General features: G+C 49.2%; 12 protein-coding genes and 1 other RNA gene. 6 read left to right on the top strand and 7 right to left on the bottom strand.

What is annotated here, in order from left to right:
• The first annotated feature begins 440 nt into the window (after window positions 1-440).
• Window positions 441-1,316 (top strand): AvaI/BsoBI family type II restriction endonuclease, encoded by an 876-nt coding sequence (locus G544_RS0118065; RefSeq protein WP_027275879.1) that lies wholly within the window; start codon window positions 441-443, stop codon window positions 1,314-1,316.
• Between the two features lie 19 nt (window positions 1,317-1,335).
• On the opposite strand, the gene G544_RS0118070 is transcribed toward G544_RS0118065, so the two are convergent.
• The 3 genes from G544_RS0118070 to smpB all read right to left on the bottom strand — a co-directional run bounded on the left by G544_RS0118070 (window position 1,336) and on the right by smpB (window position 4,176).
• On the bottom strand, window positions 1,336-2,763 hold the full coding sequence (locus G544_RS0118070) for a restriction endonuclease AvaI (protein ID WP_027275880.1): 1,428 nt from the start codon (window positions 2,761-2,763) through the stop codon (window positions 1,336-1,338).
• 516 nt (window positions 2,764-3,279) lie between these two features.
• Window positions 3,280-3,644: a transfer-messenger RNA gene (gene ssrA / locus G544_RS21905) on the bottom strand.
• A 49-nt stretch (window positions 3,645-3,693) separates the two neighbouring features.
• Window positions 3,694-4,176: an SsrA-binding protein SmpB gene (smpB, locus tag G544_RS0118080; protein WP_027275881.1), complete on the bottom strand. Its 483-nt coding sequence runs from the start codon at window positions 4,174-4,176 to the stop codon at window positions 3,694-3,696.
• Window positions 4,177-4,393: 217 nt separating this feature from the next.
• Between smpB and G544_RS0118085 the strand changes: the two genes are divergently transcribed.
• Entirely contained in the window at window positions 4,394-4,834 is a 441-nt protein-coding gene (locus G544_RS0118085) for an SRPBCC family protein (RefSeq protein ID WP_027275882.1), read from the top strand.
• Window positions 4,821-5,114, top strand: coding sequence for an RnfH family protein (locus tag G544_RS0118090; protein ID WP_027275883.1), 294 nt, complete (start codon window positions 4,821-4,823; stop codon window positions 5,112-5,114). The genes G544_RS0118085 and G544_RS0118090 overlap by 14 nt, the downstream gene beginning before the upstream one ends.
• 42 nt (window positions 5,115-5,156) lie before the next feature.
• Here the strand turns inward: G544_RS0118090 and bamE are convergent, their stop codons facing one another.
• From bamE to nadK, 3 genes are all read right to left on the bottom strand, one after another.
• Window positions 5,157-5,504: an outer membrane protein assembly factor BamE gene (gene bamE, locus G544_RS0118095; RefSeq protein WP_027275884.1), complete on the bottom strand. Its 348-nt coding sequence runs from the start codon at window positions 5,502-5,504 to the stop codon at window positions 5,157-5,159.
• A 173-nt stretch (window positions 5,505-5,677) separates the two neighbouring features.
• A complete protein-coding gene (recN, locus tag G544_RS0118100) occupies window positions 5,678-7,339 on the bottom strand; it encodes a DNA repair protein RecN (RefSeq protein ID WP_027275885.1) in 1,662 nt (553 codons plus the stop codon).
• Between the two features lie 96 nt (window positions 7,340-7,435).
• Window positions 7,436-8,317, bottom strand: coding sequence for an NAD(+) kinase (gene nadK / locus G544_RS0118105; RefSeq protein ID WP_027275886.1), 882 nt, complete (start codon window positions 8,315-8,317; stop codon window positions 7,436-7,438).
• Window positions 8,318-8,420: 103 nt separating this feature from the next.
• Here nadK and grpE point away from each other — a divergent pair, with 103 nt between their 5' ends.
• Window positions 8,421-9,002: a nucleotide exchange factor GrpE gene (grpE, locus tag G544_RS0118110; RefSeq protein ID WP_027275887.1), complete on the top strand. Its 582-nt coding sequence runs from the start codon at window positions 8,421-8,423 to the stop codon at window positions 9,000-9,002.
• Between the two features lie 288 nt (window positions 9,003-9,290).
• Complete coding sequence (locus G544_RS0118115) at window positions 9,291-10,691, top strand: cytochrome-c peroxidase (protein ID WP_027275888.1); 1,401 nt, start codon at window positions 9,291-9,293, stop codon at window positions 10,689-10,691.
• A gap of 423 nt (window positions 10,692-11,114) precedes the next feature.
• Here G544_RS0118115 and ung read toward each other — a convergent pair whose 3' ends face one another.
• Window positions 11,115-11,792 carry a uracil-DNA glycosylase gene (gene ung / locus G544_RS0118125; protein WP_027275889.1) on the bottom strand — a complete coding sequence of 226 codons (678 nt, stop codon included), beginning with the start codon at window positions 11,790-11,792 and terminating at the stop codon, window positions 11,115-11,117.
• A 360-nt stretch (window positions 11,793-12,152) separates the two neighbouring features.
• Here ung and grcA point away from each other — a divergent pair, with 360 nt between their 5' ends.
• Entirely contained in the window at window positions 12,153-12,536 is a 384-nt protein-coding gene (grcA, locus tag G544_RS0118130; RefSeq protein ID WP_027275890.1) for an autonomous glycyl radical cofactor GrcA, read from the top strand.
• Window positions 12,537-12,587: the final 51 nt, after the last annotated feature.

A 12,587-nucleotide genomic window follows, 5' to 3' on the forward strand; every position in this document is an offset into this window, starting at 1 on the left:
TTGTTATGTAATGGGAAGATCCGATTGTATAACTGGGAGTTGATCGAACATGGCGTGATGGGCGGATTCGATCTCTAAGAAAGCACTTGCCTGAAAGCATTAGGGCATTGCTCGCCAATCGGATGAGAGTCTACCCTTGTCGATATCCGCAATGTTTGCAATTCTCCATTTTGGGAGACAATATTGCGTGCTTACAACTACCGGTAAGTGGCATGTGGTTACGATCTTCGACACAGTAACATTGGCTGTTGTCCTGAAGGTCACTTATGTCACTTGAAACAATATGGAGGCTCCCGTGTGGTAATTAGCGACTTGGCGCAGTGCTCACTGTACTGCTTGATATTTGATATGGAGATTATCAATCTTTTATATTACTTTGTTAACTAAATGTAATGTAAATTATTTTCAGTTTGCTTTTAACGTTTTTTGAAGGGAATGCCATGCTGTCAGTTACTAGCCCAAATGATCTCGTTACAACGAAAGAAGATAGAGTCCAAGGTTTTTCATGGCAAGCTATAGAAAAAGTTAATAGAGCACATACTTTTATTGAGTGTGCTAAGTATTTTAGAGAACATTGTCATACAATAAAAAGTGTAGAATGTATTAGAAATGATTTAATGTTGACTGAATACATTATTGCTTCATGTATGTTATCTCGAAAGAGCCTGAATCACTTACCTATTAATATTCAAAATGAAATTATTGAGAGTTTGGTTGATTTCTCAAAATTGACAGACTCTCAATATTTATTAGAGTTAGAACGTCGATACTTTCTTACTTGTGGCGATTCCCTCGGCGGAACAATGCGTAATGTTGTTGGACAACATGCCCAAGAAATCCTTACAGAGAGTATATTTAATAAGTTAGTTTTATATAAAAAAAATCCAGAGAGAGTGAGGAATAAAGCTGGTAAAACAACTCAAATAATATGGGAAGATAGGAGGGTTTTTTTTGATCAAAAACCTAGATTTATTAATAATTCAATAGATATTATTGTTGTTAGAGGGAAATCAGCTATTTCAGGATTACTAGAGGCGCCAGAAGATTATGTTTGCTGTGGGGAACTTAAAGGAGGAATAGACCCCGCAGGTGCTGATGAGCATTGGAAAACAGCAAAAACAGCATTGCAACGCATTAGTGATGTATTTGATAGGATAAATATTCCAAAGCCTAATCTTGTTTTTTTAGGTGCAGCAATAGAGATGGCAATGGCTAATGAAATATTTTTTTTACTCCAAAAAAATTGGTTAGCTGGAGCTGCAAATATAACTAATGCGCCCCAACTTAATGAAGTTATAGATATTATTATCAAATAACTAAGTTAGGCATAGTTTTCTATGCCTTTTTCCATATATATATACATTTTCTTAGTTCTGATCTCCCATGTTTTTTCATTTGCTGAGAACTATTTCCTTTGCCTTTTGGTAATACCCATATTTTCTCTGTTTTGAGTCCAAATTCAAAAGCTATTTCTGATAGCAAAAGATCTACAGGAATATCTAACCCATTATACTTTACGTTATCGTTTATCATTATATAATAGCTACCAGATTTCATTTTGCTGGCTGCTTGGGATAAGTGAACAGCGCTATCATAAAAGTAGCCTTTAACCATAGTCTGAATCCCTTTATTGTTTAATTTGCCTAACTCAGCTTCACTTTTTAAGAAATTAATTACGTCTTGTAAGCATTTTTGTTTGGAAAATATAATGTCAATGTTTTCAATTGTTTTTCTTTCTATCCATTCAAATTCCTTGGGTTTATTTTCTACTGTACACGTCAACAGTGTCTGTCTTAGTGATCTTATTTTTTCTTCAGTTACACCTAAATATGCCAGTTCTAGTGCATAAGTTCTTGTGTAATCATATCTATTACAATATGGAGGTGATGTGATAATTACATCAATTGATTCGTTATCTATATTATTTATTTCCTTTAAAACTGTACCTTCAATAATATCAATTTTATTATTTTTGGGTTGAGCATCATCGTTACTATTTTTCTCAAGATCATCTATAATAAATATAAGTTTTTCTTTTAAAGCTGAATAAAAATTAAGAATCTCTCCCTTGTCAAATTTTTTCTTTTTATCTGATTTCTCAAATCTAGGTGAACGATGGTCCCATCTTAAATATTGTCCATCTTTTCTTGTAAAACTAAATTTTTCTAAAATGGTAAAGGCTACAAAGTTGAGAAAAACTTTATAGTTTTCATCTTGTAATGATGAAATCCATGTTTTGAATTGACATAGTTCATACTCGCAACTTTCAGAAAATGCACCTTCAGTGATTTTTAAATGATTAAATTTCCAAGATGGTTTTATATTTTTCCATATATCTCTATTAGAGATTGTTTCCTTTGCAAATTTTATTACTTCTTTGCTGGGTAAGCTAGAGAAGGCATTTCTACATTGCATAAAGAATACACCTACAGGCATTAATTCAATAGCAATACCTCTCATATTATTGATATTTGATGCTACAAATGGAGCAACACCAGTGCCTGCAAATGGATCCAGTAGTTGGCCGCCCTGTGGAATGTTTAGTGTATCTATAATATATTCAATTAATTGTTTTGAAAATCCTTCTCGATAGTGAAACCATCGGAAGATAGGTTCGCTCTTATTTGCCTGGAAGCTGACTAAACTTCTATCTAGCGCAGGATTAATCTCTAATATTTCTTTATATTTTTCCTCTAATACTCTGATGCTTTCTTCTGCAAGAATATGCTGTGGACTTTTCTCTTGTAATCCGATACTACTCATAGAGACTTTACCTTGGTTAGGTTAATATATATAAAATGCATAATACGCACTGAGTGCGTCTTTGTCAATAGGATAATGGCTAGTTTATGATTATAAACTTTGTAGAAGAACTAAAGAATGCTCAATTGCGATTAAATCTTACACAAGTAAAGATGTGTGAAGTCTTATATGGTGTTCCATTAAGAACATATCAAAGTTGGTTACTTGGTGAGAAGTTACCTCCTATCTATTATCAGCACCTTATTTTATATCGGCTATCGAATTGTTTTTAAATGAAAATATTGATTTATTGATTTTTATGGTGTTTTTTACAAATGAAATTTATCTGTTTTTTACTATGATTGTGTCTTTTTAACTATAATCATGATAAAAAACATACTGAATTATAAATACGAAACTACCTGTCTATAGTATCTATAGCTATATGAGTTAACTGAATCATATTAGGCTTTTTATAATAAAAAAACCGCAACTCAACGAGTTAGCGGTTTTTGGGTGGATCTTTAGAACTTAATTTGGTGGACCTGGCGGGAGTTGAACCCGCGTCCGAAATTTCTACGCCGTCGGTACTACATGCTTAGTCAGTCTTTACATTCGCACGCCAGCTGCGGACAGACACGCCACTAACGAACTAGCCTGATTAGTTTTAACGTTTCAACCCCAGGCAGGGCATCCGCGCGATCTCTTTTGGGTTTGACCTCTCTTTGATCCCCGTCTTAAGAGCGGAAGCTAGGGAGAGAGGGCTCTAAGCAGGTTATTAAGCTGCTAGTGCGTAGTTTTCGTCGTTTGCGACTATTTTTTTGCGGTTTGTTAACGAGGCCTACCGCACCTCGGCATGCACCTTGGGTTTCGCAAATCCCGTCGAATCCAGAATCAGGCCCAGAGTGTTAAAACAAGTATATCAGAATTTCACACCGTTACGCCAGCGGCTTAGCGGTTGGCGTGCTTCATAATGCGCGCTTTGTCCAGCTGCCACTCGCGCTCTTTGATGTCCGTGCGCTTGTCGTGCACCTGCTTGCCCTTGGCGACGCCGATTTTAACCTTCGCCCAGGCGTTCTTCCAGTACAGGGAGAGGGCGACTATAGTGTAGCCGTCGCGGTTGGCCAGGCCGAACAGCTTGTCGAGCTCTTTGCGGCTCAGCAGCAGCTTGCGGGTGCGGGTTGGGTCGCAGACGATGTGCGAAGAGGCCACGTTCAGCGGAATGATGCTGGCGCCGAACAGGTAAGCTTCGCCGTTGCGGAAAACGACATAGCTGTCGCCGATGTTGGCTTTACCGGCGCGCATGGATTTGACTTCCCACCCCTGTAGGGAGAGGCCGGCCTCGATTTCTTCTTCAATGAAGTATTCGTGGCGCGCGCGTTTGTTCATCGCAATGGTTGCGGAACCGGGTTTGTAGGCTTTTTTCTTAGTCATAGTGGTTTTTATTATACTGAATGATGAGCCGAAAGATATCCCTCGCGCCCGTCGGCCGCGCGATTTTTTACGCGCCAAAGGAAGTGCGGCTACCCCGGATAGGGGAGGGCGTGGCGCATGGAAGGCGTTTGGGCCGGCGGGCGTTAGGTGGTATGATTTGCGGCGTTTTTGTTTTTGCCTTAACTCTTTTTCAAACCCGATTTAGTCAGGAAGTGTCATGCAGCGTATCAAGCGTTCGGCTCTGGTCAACTATAGCGCCGGGCAGATGTATCATTTAGCTAACGACGTGCTCTCTTATCCGCAGTTTTTGCCGGGCTGCGTCGGCAGCCGGATCCACGAGCAGACCGAAACGACCATGGTGGCCTCTATCGACGTGGCGAAAGTAGGGATACGCAAAACCTTCACGACCAGCAACCGCATGGTGGTGGACTCCGTTATCGACATGACGCTGGTGGACGGGCCGTTTAAGACGCTACAGGGCGGCTGGCACTTTACCCCGCTGGGAGACGACGCCTGTAAAATCGAGTTTGCGCTGGAGTTTGAGTTCAGCAGCCGCCTGGTAGAAATTGCCTTTGGGCGCATCTTCAACGAGCTGACGCAAAACATGGTTCAGGCCTTTATCAAGCGGGCGAAGGAGGTGTACGTTGTCGGACGTTAACATCGAGGTCGTTTACGCGCTACCGGAAAAGCAGTTCCTGAAGCCGCTGCGTGTGCCGCAGGGAACGACGGTCGAAGAGGCCATCCGCATGTCGGGCCTGCTGGAGACCAGGCAGGATATCGACCTGGCGGTTAATAAGGTCGGTATCTTTAGCCGAGCTGCCAAGCTTACGGACGAAGTGAAAGAGGGCGACCGGGTGGAGATTTACCGGCCGCTGATTGCCGATCCGAAGGAGCTGCGGCGAATGCGGGCGGAGAAGTCAAAAAACAGGGCCTCATAGAGGCCCTGTTTTTTTAATTCATCGCGACCGCGCTAAAGAAGATCAGTTTTCCTGCTTCGTCATCGAGGTGTCGTTAGTCATGCTGGTCAGCGTACCGCCGCTGTCAAAGGTCAGCGTCAGGGTCTGCTGAGAAACGTCCTGATGCCCCGGCTGTTGGCGGAAAACGTAATACCAGGTTTCAGAGCCAAACGGGTCGTGCAGCATCGGCGTGCCGAGAATATAGGCCACCTGCTGTTTGCTCATGCCCTTTTGCACTTTCGCGACGTCATCGGGCGTTAAGTAGTTGCCCTGGTTGATGTCCGGACGATAGACCACCTTCTCTAACGTAGAGCATCCGGTTGTTACTAGTCCAATCGCCATGACGACGGCAGTCAGCAGTTTGCAGCGCATAGTATACTTTCCTTTAGAACGTAGGCTGACGATGATAATAGACCTTGCGGCATTTGGAAACCTTCATCGTACTGTTTATCAGTCCATTATATAAAAAAACGCACCGGCAGGGCGATGCGTTTATTTTTGACTGCGCTTTTACCAAAAAGTTGGGGCGGGCGACGTTTATTTTTTCAGGCCGCCAGCAGCTCTTTGGCGTTGGCCAGCGTGTTGCGGGTGATTTCGCTGCCGCCCAGCAGGCGGGCCAGCTCCTGCAGACGGGCCGCTTTGTCTAATAGCGTCATGTCGGTTTCCGTCTGCGCGCCGTCGGTGCGCTTGTTGACGTAGAAGTGGTGGTGCCCGCTGCCGGCGACCTGCGGCAGGTGGGTGACGCACATTACCTGCGTTGATTCCCCCAGCTGGCGAAGCAGCCTGCCGACGGTGGCGGCGGTTGGGCCGCTGATGCCGACGTCCACTTCGTCGAAAATCAGCGCCGGCGTTTCCATCTTCTGCGCCGTGATCACCTGAACGGCCAGCGCGATGCGCGACAGTTCGCCGCCGGAGGCGACCTTGGCGAGCGGAGCCTGAGGCTGACCGGGGTTGGTGCTAACCAGAAACTCGATGCGATCGGCCCCTTCAACGCTGAGGTGCTCCGGCTGCCACTTGACCTCAACGGTCAGCTGGCCGTGCGGCATGGCGAGGGCGTGGATGCTGTCAGTAATTAGCGACGCCAGTTCGCCTGCGGATTCGATGCGCAACAGGTGCAGGCGCTTTGCCACTTCCAGCGCGAACCGGTGGTGGCGTTCGACGTCCTGAACCAGCGCTTCGTAGTTTTCCTCATGGCGGCTGATTTGCGCGAACTCGTCCAGCAGCTGTTGGTGCAGCTCCGGCAGCTGTTCGGGCGCAATGTGGTGCTTGCGGGCCAGCGCGATTTGGCGCGAGAGGCGCTGCTCCAGTTCGTAAAGGCGAACGGGATCGATTTCCATCCTCTCTGCATAGTGGCGAAGCTCTTCGCTGGTTTCGCTGACCTGAATAGAGGCCTCTTCCAGCATGTTCAACAGTTCGCCCATTTTGCCGTCGATGGCGGCCAGCTCCTGCAGGCTGTGCTTGGCGTGGTTGAGCATGCTCAACACGTTTTGCTCGTCGTTTTCCACCAGCAGCTGGAGGGCGTCCTGACTGAGGGAAAGCAGCTGACCGCCGTTGGACAACCGCTTGTGCTCTTCGTCGATTTGCTCATATTCCCCGGCCTGAGGGGCGAAGTCGTTCAGCTCTTTTAGCTGGTACTGCAAAAGCTGCAGGCGGGACTCCTGCTCCAGGCTTTGCTGCTGATACTGCGCGAGCTCGGCGCAGCTTTGGTGCCACTGGCGGTAGGCCTGCTTCATCTCGGCCATCAGGTCGGTTTGATGGGCGTAGGCGTCGAGCAGGCGCTTTTGATGATCGGGCTTTAGCAGCAGCTGGTGGGCGTGCTGGCCGTGGATTTGAATCAGCAGTTGGCCAAGCTCGCGCAGCTGGGAGACCGGCACGGCGGTGCCGTTGATAAAGCCCCGCGAGCGGCCGTCGGCGCTGACAACCCGGCGCAGGATGCACTCCTGCTGGTCGTCCAGCTGGTTTTCCTCCAGCCACGTGCGGGCGGCGGGCGCGTCTTTCAGGGAGAAGCGGGCGCTGACGTCGGCCCGGCCGGCGCCTGCGCGCACCATAGCGGCTTCAGATCGGCCGCCAAGGCAGAGCCCCAGCGCGTCGATGGCGATAGACTTACCCGCGCCGGTTTCGCCGGTGATTGCCGTCATGCCGGCGTGAAAGTCGATTTCCAGCTCGCGGACGATGGCGAAGTTGCTAATGGTTAACTGTGCCAGCATGATCCTATTCCCGTATTAATAAAAACAAAAAACCAGCCACTGTAATTACGTACAGTATAAACTGGTTTTTTATACAGTAAAGCGGATCGTGCGCTTTTAGAACAATTTTTTCGACCAGCCAAGCTTGGTGCTTAGCGTATTGTAATAGCTGTAGTTTTTAGGGTGGATCAGGTGTAGCTGGGCTTCGCTTCGCTTAATAATGACGTGCTCATCCTTTTGGATGGGCAGGGCGATTTGGCTGTCGCAGCTGATTTCCAGATCCCTGCTGTAATGGGCAAAGCGCAAATTAATGGTGCTGGTGCCGTTAATCACCAGCGGGCGCGACGTCAGCGTATGGGGGAACATCGGTACCAGCGCGATGGCGTCCAGCGTCGGCGTAAGGATAGGGCCGCCGGCGGAAAGGGAATAGGCGGTAGAGCCGGTCGGCGTAGAAATAATCAGGCCGTCGGAGCGCTGGGAGAAGGCAAAGTTATCGTCAATATAGACCTCAAACTCGATCATGTGAGCCACTTTGCCGGGGTGCAGCACCACTTCGTTTATCGCCGTGCTGGTGCGGGTTGGCTGATTGGCCCGGTGAAGCTGGGCTTCGAGCAGAAAGCGCGTTTCGCTGATGTAGTCGCCTTCCAGCACCTCGGCCAGCTGCTGCTGAACGTTGTCCGGGTTTAAATCGGTTAAAAAGCCGAGGTTGCCGCGGTTTACGCCGATCACTTTGATATCGTAGCGCGAAAGAATGCGCGCCGCGCCCAGCATGTTGCCGTCGCCGCCGATAACGACCGCTAAATCCGCCTCTTGGCCGATTTCCGACAGGCTGCCGGTGGTTGCGCCCTGAAGCTCGAGCTCACCGGCGATCTGCTGCTCGACGATAACCTCGTAGCCTCGCGTGGTAAGCCACTGGTAGAGCGCCTTGTGGGTGGCTAACGCCGCCGGGTGGCGGGGATGTCCAACTAATCCAATGCAACTGAACGCGTTATGATTCATTTATTGTTTCCAGGAGAATATGAACGACTTCCTTGATTCGTCGTTTTTCATCCCCATAATATACAAAAATAAGCAAGCGTAATGCCAAACTGCGGAGATAGACATGAGTAGTAAAGAACAAAACACCCCTAATGAGCAAGTCTCAGAAGAGATAAATGACGAGCATCAGCAAGTGGACGCCGCTGAGCCGGCCGCAGAGACAGATATCGCCAGCCAGTACCTTGAGCGTATTGAAAACCTGGAGGCTCAGCTGGCTCTGGCTCAGCAGCAGGAAAAAGAGAGCGCGCTTCGCGCCCGCGCCGAAGTTGAGAACGCCCGCCGCCGCGCCGAGCAGGACGTTGAAAAGGCCCACAAGTTCGCGTTGGAAAAGTTTGCCGCCGAGCTGCTGCCGGTTATCGATAACCTCGAGCGCGCCTTGAGCTCAACCGATAAAGAAAACCCGGACATGGCGACCTTTACTGAAGGCGTTGAGCTGACGTTGAAATCGCTTTTGGGCGCGGTGCGCAAGTTTGGCGTTGAGCCGGTAGAAGAGGTTAACGTGCCGTTTAACCCCGAGCTGCATCAGGCCATGACGATGCTTGAGTCCGCCGACCATGCGCCTAATCACGTGATGATGGTGATGCAGAAGGGCTACACCCTGAACGGTCGCCTGATTCGCCCGGCGATGGTCGCCGTATCTAAGTAAGTCTTGCTATAAAAAGGCGGCGTTGTGTGAAACGTCGCCTTTTACCGCTTTTCCATCCCGTTTGAAGGGGTGATTCGTTTCAGTAGCCCCTTAAACAACTCATTGAATATAAATAATTTATTGATAGCCCCCTCCTATTCTAACGATAGGTACGACTGCCGGTTGTAATTGATCCCTATCAATTCGCATTTTGCGTCAGCGCCGATAATTTCCCCGCTTTTCTTTTTTCTTCATGAGAGGGATTTTTCTCATAGCACTTATTAAAACGAAGCAGGATGTGGGGTATCTATGATAAAGAAGCTCTTCATAGGCGCGTGTGCCGTCGGCATTATCGGTTACCTGGGAACCGCCGCTTATATTTACAATTATGACAACGATCGAAGCGCTCGACTGATCGCCACCGCAACGCCGAAAGGCGATGCGAAGGTGCGAGAGATCTTCTACCAGCGCGGCTGTGAGTATTGCCACACGGCGAACGCCGATATGCCTTTTTATGCGTCATTTCCCATCGCGAAACAGCTGATGACCCATGACGTCAAGATGGGCTACGTTCACTTTAACCTGCAGGCTACGATGGATAGCCTGGTTGACGGAACGGCCGCGCCGGAGTCCGATCTGGCCAAGATTGAACGCGTTGTTAAAGACGACAATATGCCGCCAACCCGCTATACCGCCGTACATTGGAACGGCAGTATGAGCACGGAAGACCGTGATGCCGTTCTCAACTGGGCAAAAGCGCAGCGGGCCACCTACTACGTCACGAAAGGGGTGAGGGACGAGTTTAAGAACGAAGCCGTTCAGCCTCTGCCTGAGCCGATGAAGGTGAACGTCGAAAAGGTGGTATTGGGTTCAATCCTTTATCACGACAATCGCCTGTCGGGGGATGACACGCTGTCTTGTGAAACCTGTCACCGCCTCTCTTCCGGCGGCGTAGACAACATGGTGACGTCTAAGGGGATCAGGGGCCAAATGGGGCCGATCAACGCGCCGACCGTGTTTAACTCTGTCTATAACGTCGAGCAGTTCTGGGACGGCCGGGCGAAAAACCTGCAAGAGCAGGCCGGCGGGCCGCCGCTGAATCCGATTGAGATGGGCTCAGAGTCTTGGGATCAGATTATCGGTAAATTGGCGAAAGACCCGGCGTTGAGCGCCGAGTTTACCAAAGTGTATCCGGAAGGCTTTACGGCGGGCACCATCACCGACGCCATCGCCGAGTTTGAAAAGACGCTGGTAACGCCAAACTCGCCTTTCGACCGCTATATGAAAGGGGACGATGCCGCCCTGACGGCGCAGCAAAAGCGCGGCTTCCAGCTATTTAAAGACAACAAGTGCGACACCTGCCACGTGGGTAAAAACCTGGGCGGCCAGTCGTTTGAAATGATGGGCCTGAAGGAAGACTACTTCGCCGCGCGCGGCAACGCCATTACCGACGCCGACCTGGGCCGCTTTAACTTCACCACCTTCGACCGCGATCGCTTCCGCTTCAAGGTGCCGACGCTGCGTAACGTCGAACTGACGGCGCCTTACTTGCACGACGGCAGCATTAACTCGCTGCAGGGCGCGGTTGAAATGATGCTGAAGTTCCAGCTGGAAAACGAGCTGCCGAAGAAAGACGTCGACGACATCGTCGCCTTCCTGACCTCCCTGACCGGCGAATACAAGCGCGAATATCCGATGAAGCTGGAATAATCGTTTAGGCGCGAAGTATAAAGCTATAAACAGAAAGAGCCGCAAATGCGGCTCTTTCTAATCCTGAGAGGGATGAAAAGGGTTTTGAATAAAGCTTACAGAGTTCAACGGAGGGAGAGGGTTACTCGCTTCGCTCGCCCTACGGGCCAACACGTTGTGTTGTTCAACGCCTAAAGGCGTTGTCCGTTGGGGTCGACTTGGCGTAAGCCAACGACAAACCGGCAAAGCCGGTTTGAACAGCGCTTGCGCTGGCCCTTTAGGGTGGAGCCCGAAGGGCTCCATAACGGCCCGTAGGAAGGCTATGCCCGACGCTCTCCCAAAGCTAATAAAGGCGCCCTCCCGACCGAGCACCATGCCCATATCGGCACATTGTATTTTCGGTCGGAATATCCTCTGAAGCTTATTTAACAGATTCTCTACCCATCAAAGATCTGGCAACTGCCAATCTATCGGCGTCAGCCCCTGCTTCTCCAGCAGCGCGTTGGCCTGTGAAAAGTGGCGGCAGCCCAGAAACCCTCGGTGGGCGGACAGCGGGGAAGGGTGCGGCGCCGTCAGCACGTGGTGGCGGCTGCGGTCGATAATGCGCCCTTTTTTCTGCGCGTGGGAGCCCCACAGCAGGAAGACGATGCCGTCGCGATGGTCGTTGAGGGCGGCGATCACTTTATCCGTGAAGGTTTCCCAGCCCAGGCTTGCGTGAGAGTGGGCCTGGCCGCGCTCCACCGTCAGCACCGTATTGAGCAGCATCACGCCCTGATCGGCCCAGCTTTGCAGATAGCCGTGGTTAGGAATATGAAAGCCCGGAATGTCTTGGCTTAGCTCTTTATACATGTTGACCAGCGAGGGCGGTGGCTGGATGCCCGGCAGTACGGAAAATGAAAGCCCGTGGGCCTGATTGGGGCCGTGGTATGGGTCTTGCCCCAAAATGACGACCTTAACGTCCGCCAGTTCCGTTGAACTGAAGGCGTTAAAGACGTCCTTCTGAGGGGGATAGATAGCCTTGCCCGCCGCGCGTTCGCAGGCGACGAACTTCAGCGTGTCTTGAAAATAGGGCTGGGTTTTCTCCTGACCAATCACGTCTTTCCACGTCAGTTTATCGCTCATCAGCGTCTCCTTTACTTTTGGGAGCGGAAGTTACCGAAATCATACCGTAAGGCCAAAATAATGATGAGCTTTTTTATCAATTTCCCCACCGTACGGCGCCGGGTTATAAAAAAATTTGAAAATTTACAAAAATAATTAAAGGGGTTAAAATGGTAAAAATTGATGCAAAACAAAAAATTGTAGAAATTGGATGAATTTACGATTTTTTAAAATTGATTTTTATCAAAGAATTCCTCTAATTTCACTGTTATATAAGAGGATATAGCAAGCTGGTTGGTCCTACAGGTGCGCTGCAAAAGAGAGTTTGTTGTTTCCCAGCGCTCAGAGGACGTCGATTTTAAATACTGATGGAGGCACCAAATGATTACTGGTATTCAAATTACTAAAGCAGACAACGCCGCACTGTTGAACTCTTTCTGGCTGTTAGACAACGAAGCGTCAGAAGCTCGCTGCGTTTGTGCTAAGGCTGACTATGTGGAAGATCAGGTTGTGCCTGTGAGCCAACTGGGCCAGTTCGAATATCGTGAAGTTCCGATGGAAGTCAAGCCGACCGTTCGCGTTGAGGGCGGTCAGCACCTGAACGTTAACGTTCTGAGCCGCGAAACTCTGGAAGACGCGGTAAACAACCCGGAAAAATATCCGCAGCTGACCATCCGCGTTTCAGGCTATGCGGTACGCTTCAACTCTCTGACGCCGGAGCAGCAGCGCGACGTCATTACCCGTACTTTCACCGAAAGCCTGTAATTTACTGCGCTTAGGATATGAAAAGGCCGCTTTCGCAAGCGGCCTTTTTTA

It is taken from the genome of Leminorella grimontii ATCC 33999 = DSM 5078, from assembly GCF_000439085.1.
Lineage (GTDB): Bacteria > Pseudomonadota > Gammaproteobacteria > Enterobacterales > Enterobacteriaceae > Leminorella > Leminorella grimontii.